The organism is Intrasporangium flavum (assembly GCF_001956915.1).
In the GTDB taxonomy this organism is placed as follows: Bacteria; Actinomycetota; Actinomycetes; order Actinomycetales; family Dermatophilaceae; genus Monashia; species Monashia flava.
This window is the reverse complement of record NZ_MLJO01000004.1, coordinates 172,370-185,635: the sequence shown is the minus strand read 5'-3', so window position 1 is coordinate 185,635 and position 13,266 is coordinate 172,370. Positions and strand designations below refer to the sequence as shown.

The 13,266-nt window shown below is 73.7% G+C and carries 13 protein-coding genes; 2 read left to right on the top strand and 11 right to left on the bottom strand.

Annotated features, from left to right (window positions below; translation table 11 throughout):
* The 5 genes from BIV28_RS04705 to BIV28_RS04685 form a co-directional block, all read right to left on the bottom strand.
* Window positions 1-1,414: glycosyltransferase family 2 protein (locus BIV28_RS04705; protein ID WP_207555771.1), on the bottom strand; the 1,414-nt coding region annotated here is incomplete at its 3' end.
* Between the two features lie 166 nt (window positions 1,415-1,580).
* Window positions 1,581-2,702, bottom strand: a complete 1,122-nt coding sequence (locus BIV28_RS04700) for a GuaB3 family IMP dehydrogenase-related protein (protein WP_076259721.1) — start codon at window positions 2,700-2,702, stop codon at window positions 1,581-1,583.
* Window positions 2,703-2,760: 58 nt separating this feature from the next.
* Window positions 2,761-4,281, bottom strand: a complete 1,521-nt coding sequence (gene guaB / locus BIV28_RS04695) for an IMP dehydrogenase (RefSeq protein ID WP_076259720.1) — start codon at window positions 4,279-4,281, stop codon at window positions 2,761-2,763.
* A gap of 42 nt (window positions 4,282-4,323) precedes the next feature.
* Entirely contained in the window at window positions 4,324-5,343 is a 1,020-nt protein-coding gene (locus tag BIV28_RS04690) for a hypothetical protein (RefSeq protein WP_076259718.1), read from the bottom strand.
* Window positions 5,340-5,915, bottom strand: coding sequence for a sigma-70 family RNA polymerase sigma factor (locus BIV28_RS04685; RefSeq protein ID WP_076259717.1), 576 nt, complete (start codon window positions 5,913-5,915; stop codon window positions 5,340-5,342). The genes BIV28_RS04690 and BIV28_RS04685 overlap by 4 nt, the downstream gene beginning before the upstream one ends.
* A 432-nt stretch (window positions 5,916-6,347) precedes the next feature.
* On the opposite strand from BIV28_RS04685, the gene BIV28_RS04680 reads away from it, so the two are divergent.
* The gene (locus tag BIV28_RS04680) at window positions 6,348-6,635 is read left to right on the top strand and encodes a WhiB family transcriptional regulator (protein ID WP_076259715.1); all 288 of its coding nucleotides are present in this window, start codon (window positions 6,348-6,350) and stop codon (window positions 6,633-6,635) included.
* A 245-nt stretch (window positions 6,636-6,880) separates the two neighbouring features.
* Here BIV28_RS04680 and groL read toward each other — a convergent pair whose 3' ends face one another.
* Window positions 6,881-8,497 carry a chaperonin GroEL gene (groL, locus tag BIV28_RS04675; RefSeq protein ID WP_076259714.1) on the bottom strand — a complete coding sequence of 539 codons (1,617 nt, stop codon included), beginning with the start codon at window positions 8,495-8,497 and terminating at the stop codon, window positions 6,881-6,883.
* 117 nt (window positions 8,498-8,614) lie between these two features.
* Window positions 8,615-8,911 (bottom strand): co-chaperone GroES, encoded by a 297-nt coding sequence (gene groES / locus BIV28_RS04670; RefSeq protein ID WP_076259712.1) that lies wholly within the window; start codon window positions 8,909-8,911, stop codon window positions 8,615-8,617.
* A gap of 224 nt (window positions 8,912-9,135) precedes the next feature.
* Here groES and BIV28_RS04665 point away from each other — a divergent pair, with 224 nt between their 5' ends.
* Window positions 9,136-10,398 carry a THUMP-like domain-containing protein gene (locus tag BIV28_RS04665; protein ID WP_076259710.1) on the top strand — a complete coding sequence of 421 codons (1,263 nt, stop codon included), beginning with the start codon at window positions 9,136-9,138 and terminating at the stop codon, window positions 10,396-10,398.
* Between the two features lie 18 nt (window positions 10,399-10,416).
* On the opposite strand, the gene BIV28_RS04660 is transcribed toward BIV28_RS04665, so the two are convergent.
* The 4 genes from BIV28_RS04660 to BIV28_RS04645 are packed head-to-tail and all read right to left on the bottom strand — an operon-like array spanning window position 10,417 to window position 13,145.
* Window positions 10,417-10,911 carry an SRPBCC family protein gene (locus BIV28_RS04660; protein ID WP_083707039.1) on the bottom strand — a complete coding sequence of 165 codons (495 nt, stop codon included), beginning with the start codon at window positions 10,909-10,911 and terminating at the stop codon, window positions 10,417-10,419.
* On the bottom strand, window positions 10,908-11,246 hold the full coding sequence (locus tag BIV28_RS04655) for a metalloregulator ArsR/SmtB family transcription factor (RefSeq protein WP_076259709.1): 339 nt from the start codon (window positions 11,244-11,246) through the stop codon (window positions 10,908-10,910). Before BIV28_RS04655 ends, BIV28_RS04660 begins: the two co-directional genes overlap by 4 nt.
* Window positions 11,247-11,298: 52 nt before the next feature.
* Window positions 11,299-12,123, bottom strand: coding sequence for a PfkB family carbohydrate kinase (locus BIV28_RS04650; protein WP_076259707.1), 825 nt, complete (start codon window positions 12,121-12,123; stop codon window positions 11,299-11,301).
* A complete protein-coding gene (locus tag BIV28_RS04645) occupies window positions 12,123-13,145 on the bottom strand; it encodes a nucleoside hydrolase (protein WP_242652769.1) in 1,023 nt (340 codons plus the stop codon). Before BIV28_RS04645 ends, BIV28_RS04650 begins: the two co-directional genes overlap by 1 nt.
* Window positions 13,146-13,266: the final 121 nt, after the last annotated feature.

Sequence of the window (13,266 nt, the reverse complement as noted above, 5' to 3'; positions counted from 1 at the left end):
ACACCCGCACCGGATCCACCTTCAGCCGGGACAGGGCCTCCTTGCGGCGCTTGGGCGCCGGGCGGAAGCGTCGGGCGATCGCCTTGGCGCCGAGCGCGCGGGTGCGCTGGCCGAGCCAGTCGCCGTACAGCTCGACGCGCTTGCCGTCGAGGCGCACCTCGAGCGTGCCCCGCGCGTCGACCCACATGACCCGCTCCCACATGAGTGTGTCGCCGAAGAACTCGATGGCGCGGGTCTTGGCGTGACGCGGGCTTCCGAGGGAGCCACGGGTGTAGACCTGCTCGGCCGGCGGCCGGCCGACGTAGCGGTAGCGGACGCGGACCTCGCGCCGGACCCGGTCGTAGCGGTCGGTGACGACGTACGGGGTGTGCCAGTCCTCGGCGCCCAGCCCGTGCAGCAGGATGTCGCGCCAGTGCGGCTGCAGCTTGCGGATGCCGAAGGAGTCGACGACGTCGGCGTCGAGCAGCTGCGCGATGCCCGCGAGGACCTCACGGAACGACGCGGCGAGCTCACCCTCGATGGCGGCCGCCGACGCGCCCATGGCGTCCTCGGAGGAGAAGTACCACGACAGCTCGTAGAGGACGACGTGCTGGAGCCACATCGGGGCCCGGCCGTACTGCTCGGTGGCCTCGCGCAGCAGGGCGAGGTAGCCCTCGCGCGGCACCGTCGCGTAGCGGCCCAGCGCCGAGATGCCGGTCTGCAGCGTCGAGGACTGGTCGGCCCGCTTGCGGTAGAAGTACTTCGCCGAGGCGAGGAACCCCGTGCGCCGGCTCGGCGCGCGGAGCAGGTAGCGCACCGCGAAGTCGCCGTCCTCGAAGTTCGGGCGCAGGCCCGGGTTGAAGCGCAGGTCGCCGATGACGTCGCGGCGCATGGCGGAGGTCGTCGAGCTGCCCGGGATGAACGAGGTGGCGACGTCGAGGTCGACGAGCAGGTTGCTGCCGTACATCCGGTAGCGCGGGTGCTTGCGCTCCTCGCCGGTGGCCTCCATGCGCAGGACGACGTTGGCCGAGAGGAACTGGACGTCGGGGTGCTGCGCGGCGAAGGTGGCCATCGAGGCGAGGTAGCCGGGGTTCACGGTGTCGTCGGGGTCGGTGAAGGTCACCCACTCGCCCGTGGCGACCTCGAGCCCGGCGTTGCGCGCGGCGGCCTGGCCGGCGTTCTCCTGGGTCAGCACCACGACCTCGAACGGCACCCGCTCGGCCCAGGCACGGGCCACCTCGAGGCTGTCGTCGGTCGAGCCGTCGTCGACGAGCACGACCTGCAGTCGGGACAGGTCGAACGTCTGGGCCTCGACCGAGGCGAAGAACTCCGGCAGGTACCGCGAGACGTTGTAGACCGCGGTGACGATGCTGAACAGCGGGCTGCTGCCCGGCTCTCGCGGCGTCGGCGTCGTCTCGGGGGTCGGGTCGGTCATGGAGGGAAGGCCTTCCCGCGCAGGGCGAACCCAACGCTGGTGTCGGTGTCGGCGGACGTGCGGGGGGCTGGCCGCACGACGCGTTCCCTGACCTCCCCCGGCGGAACGCGATCCGTCGATCCTATCGACTCGTCCAGTGCAGGCCCAGCCGGGTCACGGTCTCGACTCAGTTACCGAGGTAGGGCGAGACGACGACCTCGACGCGCTGGAACTCCTTGACGTCGGAGTACCCGGTCGTGGCCATCGCCCGCCGCAGGGCCCCGACGACGTTCGTCGTGCCGTCGGCGCGGCGGCCCGGGCCGAAGAGGATCTCCTCGAGCGAGGCCTGCGTGCCGAGCTCGATGCGCTCACCGCGGGGCAGTTCGGAGTGGTGGGCCTCGGGACCCCAGTGGTAGCCCCCGCCGGGAGCGTCGGTGGCGCGCGCCAGGGCCGCCCCGAGCATGACGGCGTCGGCGCCGCACGCGATCGCCTTGACGATGTCGCCCGACGTGCCCACGCCGCCGTCGGCGATGACGTGGACGTAGCGGCCGCCCGACTCGTCGAGGTAGTCGCGGCGGGCGGCGGCGACGTCGGCGACCGCGGAGGCCATCGGCGCGTGGATGCCGAGGGCGGTGCGGGTCGTGTGCGCCGCGCCACCGCCGAACCCGACGAGGACGCCGGCAGCGCCGGTGCGCATCAGGTGCAGGGCCGCGGTGTAGGAGGCGGCGCCACCGACGATGACCGGGACGTCGAGCTCGTAGATGAACCGCTTGAGGTTGAGCGGCTCGGCCCGGCCGCTCACGTGCTCGGCCGAGACCGTCGTGCCTCGGATGACGAAGAGGTCGACGCCGGCGTCGACGACGGTCTTCCAGTGCTGCTGGGTGCGCTGCGGCGACAGCGCGCCGGCCACCGTGACGCCGGCCTCTCGCAGCTGGCGCAGCCGCTCGGTGATGAGCTCGGGCTTGATCGGCTCGGCGTAGATCTCCTGCATGCGCGCCGTGGCCGCGTGCGGCTCGATCGCGGCGATCTCGCGCAGCTGGGCCGTCGGGTCCTCGTAGCGGGTCCACAGGCCCTCGAGGTCGAGGACGGGCAGGGCGCCGAGCTTGCCGAGCGCGATGGCGGTCTCGGGCGAGACGACGGAGTCCATCGGCGCGGCCATGACCGGGATGTCGAAGTGGTAGGCGTCGATCTGCCAGCCGACCGAGACCTCCTCGGGGTCACGGGTGCGCCGCGAGGGCACGACCGCGATGTCGTCGAAGGAGTACGCGCGGCGGCCGCGCTTGCCTCGGCCAATCTCGATCTCGGTCACCGGCAGATCCTATCGAGCCCGGTGACCGCGCCGGACCTCGCGTTCGCCGACGCGGGTGTCAGCCACCCGTCGAGTAGTTCGGCGCCTCGACGATGCCCTGGATGTCGTGCGGGTGGCTCTCCTTGAGCGAGGCCGAGGTGATCCGCACGAACTGGCCCTTCTCCTGCAGCTCGGGGACGGTGCGCGCACCGACGTAGAACATCGACTGGCGCAGGCCGCCGAGCATCTGGTGGGCGACCGCCGACAGCGGGCCGCGGTAGGCGACCCGGCCCTCGATGCCCTCGGGCACGATCTTGTCGTCGGACTCGACCTCGGCCTGGAAGTAGCGGTCCTTGGAGAAGGACTTCTTGCCGCGGCTGCTCATCGCACCGAGCGAGCCCATGCCCCGGTAGCTCTTGAACTGCTTGCCGTTGACGAAGATCAGCTCGCCGGGGCTCTCCTCGCAGCCCGCGAGGAGCGAGCCGATCATGACGGAGTCGGCGCCGGCGACGATGGCCTTGGCGATGTCGCCGGAGAACTGCAGGCCGCCGTCGGCGATGACCGGCACGCCGGCCGGCTTGCACGCTTGGGCGGCGGCGTGGACGGCCGTAACCTGCGGGGCGCCGACGCCGGTGACGATGCGGGTGGTGCAGATCGAGCCCGGGCCCACGCCGACCTTGACGGCGTCGGCCCCGGCGTCGACGAACGCCTGCGCACCCGCGGTCGTCGCGACGTTGCCGCCGATGACCTGGACGTGGCGCGTGGCGGGGTCCTTCTTGAGCCGCTCGACCATCTCGATGAGCAGGCGCACGTGGCCGTGCGCGGTGTCGGCGACGAGGACGTCGACGCCCGCCTCGATGAGCGTGGTGGCCCGCTCCCACGCGTCGCCGAAGTAGCCGATGGCCGCGCCCACCATGAGGCGGCCGTCGGCGTCGTTGCTCGCGTCGGGGAACTGCTCGCCCTTGACGAAGTCCTTGACGGTGATGAGGCCGGTGAGGTGGCCCTCGGAGTCGACGATGGGCAGCCGCTCGCGCTTGTGCTGGCGCAGCAGCGCGGTGGCCTCGTCGCGGGTGATGCCGACGTGGCCGGTGATGAGGGGCATCGGCGTCATGACGTCGCGCACGAGGGTCGTGGCCCACTCGGCGACGGGCGTGAAGCGCAGGTCGCGGTTGGTGACCATGCCGATGAGCTTCTTGTCCTCGCCGATGACCGGCAGGCCCGAGACGCGGTACTCGCCGCAGATCTGGTCGAGCTCCTCAAGGGTGCGGTCGGGACCGATGGTGATCGGGTTGGAGATCATCCCGGTCTGGGTGCGCTTGACGAGGTCGACCTGGTAGGCCTGGTCGGCGATCGAGAGGTTGCGGTGCAGCACGCCGAGGCCGCCCTGACGGGCCATCGCGATGGCCATGCGAGCCTCGGTGACGGTGTCCATCGCGGCCGAGATGAGCGGCGAGGTGATCGACAGCTCGCGGGTGAGGCGCGTCGTGGTGTCGATGTCGCTGGGGGCGAGGTCGCTGTAGCCGGGCAGGAGCAGGACGTCGTCGTACGTCAGCCCCATCGTGGCGAAAGCAGCGGGCACGTCAGACGATCCGAGGCTCATTGCCCAAGTCTAAGGGCTGCGCGAGGGCCCCTCGGACGCGTCTCAGCCGGCGCCGAGCAGGCCGCCGACGACGGCGCTCGTGCCGTCGACGAGCGTGGTCGCCGTGTCGTCGAGGAGCGTCAGGGTGCCGTCGGCCCCGGACGCGACGGCGCTGCCACCGGCGTCCCCGGTGAGGCTGCCGGCGGCGCTGCCGGTGGAGCCCGCGCGGCCCTTGACCGGCGGCGTCGGCGAGGACGTGCGTCGCTGGCTGCCCGAGCCCGAGGGGCTGGGCCCGGTCGGGGCCGTCGTGCTCAGCGTCTGCGTCGACGGGACAGGCTCGGTGGGCGTCGGGGCCGGGGGCGTCGGGGTGCCGGTCGTGCTCTTCCCGCCCTTGGTGCCCTTGGTGCCCTTGGTGCCGTTGCCGCCCTTGGCGCCGTTGCCGGCCTTCGTGCCCTTGGTCACCTGGTCGGCGGTCTGGCCGTCGTTGCCCTGCTCGTCGCCACCCTGGCCGGTGGCACCACCCGCGGGGTGGACCGCCTGGCCGGCGCCGACGGCTCCCTGGTCGCCCGTGCCGCCCTGGCCGGCGTGGCCCTGCCTGCCTGCGGGCCCGTCGGCGAGCACTGCGGCCTCGACGGCCGCGGCCTGCGCCGGCGGGAGCAGCACGATGGCCCCGTCGGCGCGGCGGACGAGGACGAGCCCCCTGGCCTGCGTCGTGCCGGCGGTCTGCGGCAGGCCGAGCCGTGCGAAGAGGCCGCTCGGGGCGGAGCTGTGGGCGCTGTCCTCCATCTGCTGCAGCACGCGCGCCCGGTCGGCGCTGCTCGGGCCACGGTCCGGCAGCGACACGGCGGCCGCGACACCGGCTCCCGAGGCGGCGATGGCGAGCGCGGCGAACGCGCCGAGGTAGCGGTGCTGGGTCCGACGCCGGCGGTGCGCCGAACGCCCCGGCAGCGGGGTGTCCGCGTGCGCCGCGAGCGCCCCGAGCAGGGCGGCCACGGGCTCGCCGGAGCCGACGGAGCCGCGCCCGAGGGAGTCGAGGAGCAGGTCGTCGGCGGCGATGTCGTCGATGGGGTGCAGGTCGGTCATGCGACGTCACCCGCCTCGGCCGCGGCGACGAGCGCACGCAGCTTGCCGAGCGCCCGGTGCTGGGCGACGCGGACCGCGCCGGCGGACATGCCGAGCGCGGCGGCGGTCTCCTCGGCGGACAGGCCGACGGCGACGCGGAGCGTCAGGATCTCGCGCTGCTGGGCCGGCAGCCGCTGCATCAGGGCCATGACGGTGGCGGCCTGGTCACGCATGACGGCCACCGACTCGGGAGAGGGCGCGTCGTCGGGTGCGTCGGGCACCTCGGGGACGGGCGCGGGGCCGCGCATGGCCACGCGCTGCGCGTCGGCGAGCTTGCGCGAGGTGATGGTGTAGACGAACGCCTCGAAGGGCAGGCCGCGCTCCTCGTAGGTCGGCAGGGCCGTCATGACAGCCATGCACACCTCCTGGGCGACGTCCTGCGCGATGTCCTCGGCACCGAACCGGCCGAGGCGGACGCGCGCGTACTTCAGCGCCATGTCCCGGACCCGGGCGAGCAGCAACTCGTGGGCGCGGGGATCACGTCCGGCGGCGGCCGCGAGGTCACGAAGCGGGCGTGCGTCCACCCGCTCCATCGCGGCGACGCCGCCCGGCGTTACTCGGACGGACGTCGAGCGTCCCAGACCCATGGCACCTCGCTCCCCCGATGGTCGTGTGTCGTGCTCGTCTGTCGTACGTCGTGCGTCGTGCTCGCCGGTGCCGTCGGGTGCGGTGCCGCACCCCGGGTGGAGCCACCCTCCTGGCCTGCCCGCGCTCCCGGCGGAGCGCCCTCATGGTAGTCGTTCCCGACCCTGTTCCGGGGCCGTCCGGCACCGTCGCACCCTCGCGCCGGGGCTTCCCGACGAGCATGCCATCTGGTTGGCAAGTCTTGAACAAGTCTTGAAGATTCCGCTCTTTTACCGTGATCCTGCGCCCGGTTAGCGTCGATTCCGCGGCCTCGCAAGGCGAAACCTCCGGCCGCCCGTTCGACCCGGCGGCTCCACCCGCCCGACCCGAAAGACGACTTCATGGCCGAGATCACCCGCCTGCCCGGACCGGTTGCCGACCTCTGGGACTGGCAGCTCGAGGGAGCGTGTCGCGGTGTCAGCCCCGACGTGTTCTTCCACCCCGAGGGCGAACGCGGACCGCGCCGTCGCAACCGCGACGCCCAGGCCAAGGCCGTGTGCGCGGCCTGCCCGGTCGTGGCTGCCTGCCGCTCCCACGCGCTGGAGGTCCGCGAGCCCTACGGCGTCTGGGGCGGCCTCACCGAGGGCGAGCGCGAGCTGCTCTACGACGGCGTCGCCGCGGCGTCCTGACCGCCACCCATCCACGACCCGTCCACCACCGGCCCACCCGGCCGCACCCACCGACCCCCGACCCACCCACCGACCCACGGTCGCCGACGACGTCGACCGGCACGGACACCGGGCGGGACCCGGACGCTCCGGCAGCCCCACGACGGGGTGGCGCCGCCGGAACGCGGAGAGGGCCGCTCCCCAACGGGGAGCGGCCCTCTCTGTCGTGCGGTGAACCGGGTGCGAGCCCTCGGTCAGTGCCTCGGTCAGTGGCCGTGGCCGTGACCGTGGCCGCCGGCGGCCTCGGCCTCGTCCTCGGGCTTGTCGACGACGAGGGTGTCGGTCGTCAGGATCATCGAGGCGATCGACTCGGCGTTGCGCAGCGCGGAGCGCGTCACCTTGACCGGGTCGATGACGCCGGCGCCGATGAGGTCGCCGTACTCGCCCGTGGCGGCGTTGAGGCCCTGGCCCAGCGGCATCTCGGCGACCTTGGAGGTGACGACGTAGCCCTGCAGGCCCGCGTTCTCGGCGATCCAGCGCAGCGGCTCCTGCACGGCCTTGCGGACGATCGCGGCACCGGTGGCCTCGTCGCCCGACAGGCCGAGGCCGTCGATGACGGTCGCGGCGTGGATGAGGGCGGTGCCGCCACCGGCGACGATGCCCTCCTCGATCGCGGCGCGCGTCGCGGAGATCGCGTCCTCGATGCGGTGCTTCTTCTCCTTGAGCTCGACCTCGGTGTGCGCGCCGACCTTGATGACGCAGACGCCACCGGCGAGCTTGGCGAGGCGCTCCTGGAGCTTCTCGCGGTCCCAGTCGGAGTCGGTGCGCTCGATCTCGGCCTTGATCTGGTTGACGCGGCCGGTGACCTCGGACTGCTCGCCCGCACCGTCGATGATCGTCGTGTCGTCCTTGGTGAGGACGACGCGGCGGGCCTGGCCGAGGACCGTGAGGTCGGCCTGGTCGAGGGAGAGCCCGACCTCGGGCGCGATGACCTGGCCACCGGTGAGCACGGCGATGTCCTGGAGCATCGCCTTGCGGCGGTCGCCGAAGCCGGGGGCCTTGACGGCGGCGACGTTGAACGTGCCGCGGATCTTGTTGACGACGAGCGTCGAGAGGGCCTCGCCGTCGACGTCCTCGGCGATGATGAGCAGCGGCTTGCCCGACTGGACGACCTTCTCCAGGACCGGGAGGACCTCGGCGACCGAGGAGATCTTGCCCTGGTTGATGAGGATGTAGGCGTCCTCGAGGACGGTCTCCATGCGCTCGGTGTCGGTGACGAAGTAGGCCGACAGGTAGCCCTTGTCGAACTGCATGCCCTCGGTGAACTCGAGCTCGGTGGCGGTCGTCGAGGACTCCTCGACGGTGATGACGCCGTCCTTGCCGACCTTGTCGAACGCCTCGCCGATGAGGCCACCGAGGGTGGCGTCCTGGGCGGACAGCGTGGCGACGGAGGCGATCTCGTCCTTGCCGTCGACGTCGCGGGCGTGCTTGAGCAGCTCGTCGTTGACGGCGGTCACGGCCTTGTCCATGCCGCGCTTGAGCGCGGCCGGAGCGGCACCGGCGGCGACGTTGCGCAGGCCCTCCTTGACCATGGCCTGGGCGAGGACGGTCGCGGTGGTCGTGCCGTCACCGGCGACGTCGTTGGTCTTGGTCGCAACCTCCTTGGCGAGCTGCGCGCCGAGGTTCTCGTACGCGTCCTCGAGCTCGACCTCGCGGGCGATCGTCACGCCGTCGTTCGTGATCGTGGGGGCGCCCCACTTCTTGTCGATGACGACGTTGCGGCCCTTGGGGCCGAGCGTCACCTTGACGGCGTTGGCGAGCGCGTCGACACCGCGCTCGAGGGACTTACGGGCAGAGTCGTCGAACTCCAGCATCTTGGCCATGGTGTTCCTTCTGGCTCGGGTGTTGCGGTGGCGTGGTGTGGGCCGGGAACCGGACGCACCCCGGGAGCCCGGTCGGGGCTCACCGGGGTGCGGTCAACGGCGTTGCGGGGGTGTCGGTCAGCCGACGATGGCGAGGACGTCGCGCGCGGAGAGGATGAGGTACTCCTCGCCGCCGTACTTGACCTCGGTGCCGCCGTACTTGCTGTAGATGACCTTGTCCCCGACCTTGACGTCGAGCGGGACGCGCTCGGTGCCGTTGTCGTTGAAGCGGCCCGGGCCGACGGCGAGGACCTCGCCCTCCTGGGGCTTCTCCTTGGCGGTGTCGGGGATGACGAGGCCGGACGCGGTGGTCTGCTCGGCCTCGAGGGACTTGACGACGATGCGGTCCTCGAGCGGCTTGATGGAAACCGACACGGTGGTGACCTTCCCTTCGGGACAGTCGGAGATGACTTGCGGACTGTGGGCTCTTCGAGGCGGGTCGCCGTCGCGGGGGTCGACCTCCCTCGAGGAGGGCGCTGGCACTTTCAGGCCGAGAGTGCCAACACGGCAAATCTAGGTTTGCCATTAGCACTCGGTCAAGTCGAGTGCCAGAAATCGTCGGTCGCGTCGCGCCGGTCAGCGGCTGGCAGGATGGCGCCATGGACGCAGCGATGGTCGACCGCCTCGCCACCGGCGAGGGGTGGGCGCTGCTCCAGTCGCTGCCACCGTACGACGAGGCGGGCGCGCTGCACCTGCAGACGAAGCTGCGCGAGGCCGGCTACGAGCCCGACCTCGTGGCCGCGGCGCTCAACCAGTCGCGCCTGCGCAGCCGCGGCACCGAGAAGTTCGGCGACTTCGCGGCCGGCATGCTCTTCACCGCCGACGGTCTCGAGCAGTCGACCCGCCTGGCCGTCGCGGCCCGGCACGCGCAGCGGTTCGTCGCCGCCGGCGTCGAGGAGGTGTGGGACCTCGGCTGCGGGCTCGGGGCCGACGCGATGGCCTTCGCGAGCCTCGACCTGCGGGTGCGCGGGGTCGACGCCGACGAGGCCACCGCCCGGATCGCCGCCGTCAACCTGCGGCACTGGTCGGCCGCCCACGTCGAGCACGGGCGCGCCGAGGACGTCGCGCTGCCCGGCTCCCCCGGCAGCACACCCGGCGGTGCCGACGCGTCGCGGGTCGGCGTGTGGCTCGACCCGGCCCGACGCGTCACCGGCGTCGCCGACGCCCACGGCCGCACCCGGCGCGTCTTCTCCCTCGATGCCATCTCGCCGTCGTGGCAGCAGGTGCTCGCGGTGGCCGACGCGGTGCCGGCCACCGGAGCCAAGCTCTCCCCCGGCTTCCCGCACGGCGCGGTGCCGGCCGGGGCCGAGGCGCAGTGGACCTCCTGGCACGGCGAGGTGCTCGAGTGCGCCGTGTGGTGGGGCCCGCTCGCCCGGACGCCCGGGCGCACCGCGTCGGTCGCGAGCGCGGGCGCCACGCACGTCGTCACCGAGGCCGACGCGTCGGGCGGCGCCGGCGTCGAACCGCTCGGCTCGGTGTCCGACGCCGGCGGGTGGCTCTACGAGCCCGACCGCGCCGTGATCCGGGCCGGGCTCACCGGTGCCCTCGTGGCCGCCACCGGCGGGCGCGAGCTGGCCACCGGCGTCGGCTACGTCGGCGCCGACCGGGCCGTCGACGTGCCGTGGGCCCGGCGCTTCCGCGTCGACGCCGCGATGCCGCTGTCGACCAAGCACCTCGCCCGCTGGCTGCGCGACCACGGCTTCGACCGCGTCACGGTCAAGAAGCGCGGGGTCACCCTCGATGCCGACCGGCTGCGCCGCCAGCTGAAGATGACCGGGCGGGGCAAGGGCGGGTCCGAGGCGACGCTCGTCGTGACCCGCGTGGCGGGCGGGCAGGTCGCGCTCGTCGTCACGCCGGCCTGACGCGTCCCGGCCGGCGCGTCACTCCCCGGCTGCGTACCGGGCGTGCAGGGCGCTCCACGTGGCGTCCCAGTCGGGCAGGTCCTCGCCGGCCAGGTCGGCGGCGAGCCGGCGCACGTAGGTGTCCCACCCGGCGGCGTAGCCCGCCGCACGGGCGGCGTCGAGCCGGGCGTGGCGCAGCACGAGGCGGGCGCCGTCGGCGTCGGGCGCCACCTCGACGGTGACGACGGTGGCGATCTCGCCCACCGGCCACTCCCAGACCAGGCGCGTCGGCGCCTCGCACGAGACGACGCGGCAGCCCGGGGTGTCGGCGTCGTCGAAGTGGATCGTGAAGGATCCACCCTCGCGGAGGTCTCCGCTGACCGGGGCGAACCAGCGCGCGAGCCGGTCGGGGTCGGTGCACGCCTGCCAGAGGTCGGCGGCGTCGGTGGCGTAGCGGCGGTCGAACACGACGGCGACCCCGCCTTCCGGGGCATCCGTCTCGAGGCGTCCGAGCACCTGCGTGATCTCGCTCATTGCTGGTCTCCCTGTGCGTCGCGTCGGGCCCGCACCCCGCGGGCGATCTCGGTGTCGAGGGCGTCGAGGCGCTGCCCCCAGAACGTGCGGACGTCGCGACACCACTGCTCGACCTCGTCGAGCGCGCTGGGCACGAGCCGGTAGACCCGCCGTTGCCCCTCGGCCCGCGCCTCGACGAGCCCGGCCTCGCGCAGCACCCGCAGGTGCCGCGAGACGCCGGGTCGCGCGGTGTCGAAGAGCTCGGCGACCTCGCCGGCACTCAGCTCCGCGCGGGCCAGGTTCTCGACGATGGCCCGACGCGTCGGGTCGGCCATCGCCTCCCACGTCCCGTTCATTCGGCGATAGTAACCGATCAGTTACGTAACCGCCAAGGTACCCTTTGAGACGTCAGAGGGCGGCGTCGGGCTGGGCGCCGGACCAGCGGACCGCCTCGGCCCCGGCCCGGTTGCCCGCCTCGAGGGCGGACCGGTGGTCGGCTCCCGCCGCGAGCGCCGCCGCGAGGGCGCCGCAGAACGCGTCACCGGCCCCGACGGTGTCGGCGACCTCCCCCGCGGGGACGGCGTGACCGTCGACCTGCTCGAGCCCCCAGCGCGCCCCGGCCGCCCCGAAGGTCACGAGCAGAGAGCCGGGCAGCAGGCCGGAGTCGGCGAGCTGCCGCATCTCCGACTCGTTGACGACCACCGGGTCGGCGACGGCGACGGCGTCGGGCAGCACCGACGCGTACGGCGCGAGGTTGAGCACGACGCGCGCGCCGGCCCGGTCGGCGGCCAGGGCGGCGCGGGCCACGACGTCGGTGGGCACCTCGAGCGAGCACAGCAGGACGTCGCCGGGCCCGAGCCCCACCCCGTCGAGCGCGGTGCCCGCCACCCGGTGGTTCGCGCCGGGCACGACGACGATGGTGTTCTCGGCCGCCTCGTCGACGGTGATGTAGGCCGTGCCGGTGGGGACGCCGGCGCAGCGGGTCACCGCGGCCTCGACGCCGGCCGCCGCGAGCCGGGCAAGGTAGGCCTCACCGGCCTCGTCGCCACCGACCGCACCGACCATCACGACGTCGGCACCGGCCCGCCGCGCGGCGAGCGCCTGGTTGCCGCCCTTGCCACCGGCGAACCGCCCGGCCGGCTCGCCGAGGAGCGTCTCGCCGGGCTGCGGGTGCCGCTCGACGCGCGTCACGACGTCGACGTTGAGCGAGCCGACGACGACGACGCGGCCCATCAGCGCTCCCCCGCCCGGCCGGCCGCCCCGCCCGCGGCGAGGAGGGTGTCGACCCAGAGCCGGGCGTAGCGCTCCCCGTCGACGCCGAGGGCGACCTCGACCCGCACCGGCGCCTCGCCGTGCGGGTCGTGGGCGCGGGCGCCCTCCCACTCGCGGCGGTCGACGATGGTGCGGCCGCGCGACCACGTGCCGGCCAGCTCGACGCGCAGCGGGAGCGTCTGCGTCGTCAGGGCCCCGCGGTCGATGACGGCGCAGACGGCCCCGGCGTCGCCGATCGTCGAGGCGTCGCCGAGCCGGGCCCGCTGGAAGTCCATGAGCCGGCCGCCGAGCTCGGCCGGCCCGCGGCCACCGACGGCGACGAGTCGCGCCGAGTCCGCCGGGGCGACGACGGGCGCGTAGAAGACGTCGAGGCCGTACATCGTGACGCGGATGCCGAGGTCGGCCGCGGCGTCGAGCACGACCGCGGCCGCCTCCGGGTCGTGGAAGACGTTGAACTCGGCCGAGGCCGTCGCGTTGCCGACGTCGGCGGCCCCGCCCATGAAGACGATCTCGGCGATGCCGGCCGCGGCCTCGGGGTAGGTGCGCAGCAGCAGCGCGACGTTCGTCAGGGGCGCGAGCGGCACGAGCGTCACCGGCCGCCCCTGGGCCGCGGCGTCGCGGCACACGTCGCGCAGCAGCTCGACGCCGTGGCGCGGGTCGGCGCTCGTGGTCGGCGGGTCCCAGCCGAGGTCGGCCATGCCGTCCTGGCCGTGCACGTGCCGCGCGTGCAGGGCCGGCTCGAGCAGCGGGCGCTCGGCCCCGCGCGCCACGGGCACGTCGGTGCGTCCGGCGGTCTCGAGGACGAGGAGGGTGTTGCGCACGACGTCGTCGACGGGCGCGTTGCCACCGACGCACGAGACGGCGCGCAGGTCGAGCGCCGGGTGCAGCGCGGCGAGCAGCAGCGCGCACGCGTCGTCGACGCCGGTGTCGACGTCGAGGACCACCGGGACGGGCAGGGCTGGCGCTGCGGGGGCGTTCGTCACGTCGGCAACCTACCGCCGCCCGACGCGTCGGGCGGGGGTCGCCGCGAGCCCGTCGGGAGCGCCGGGCCGACCGCGTTAGGGTCGTGTGGTGAACGAGCGAGAGCCCCGCCGCCCCCGCCGC

Coding starts and splice junctions, on each gene's coding strand:
- guaB (WP_076259720.1), bottom strand. CDS start 4,281: ATGAGCCTCGGATCGTCTGACGTGCCCGCTGCTTTCGCCACGATGGGG.
- BIV28_RS04690 (WP_076259718.1), bottom strand. CDS start 5,343: ATGACCGACCTGCACCCCATCGACGACATCGCCGCCGACGACCTGCTC.
- BIV28_RS04685 (WP_076259717.1), bottom strand. CDS start 5,915: ATGGAGCGGGTGGACGCACGCCCGCTTCGTGACCTCGCGGCCGCCGCC.
- BIV28_RS04680 (WP_076259715.1), top strand. CDS start 6,348: ATGGCCGAGATCACCCGCCTGCCCGGACCGGTTGCCGACCTCTGGGAC.
- groL (WP_076259714.1), bottom strand. CDS start 8,497: ATGGCCAAGATGCTGGAGTTCGACGACTCTGCCCGTAAGTCCCTCGAG.
- BIV28_RS04665 (WP_076259710.1), top strand. CDS start 9,136: ATGGACGCAGCGATGGTCGACCGCCTCGCCACCGGCGAGGGGTGGGCG.
- BIV28_RS04660 (WP_083707039.1), bottom strand. CDS start 10,911: ATGAGCGAGATCACGCAGGTGCTCGGACGCCTCGAGACGGATGCCCCG.
- BIV28_RS04655 (WP_076259709.1), bottom strand. CDS start 11,246: ATGAACGGGACGTGGGAGGCGATGGCCGACCCGACGCGTCGGGCCATC.
- BIV28_RS04650 (WP_076259707.1), bottom strand. CDS start 12,123: ATGGGCCGCGTCGTCGTCGTCGGCTCGCTCAACGTCGACGTCGTGACG.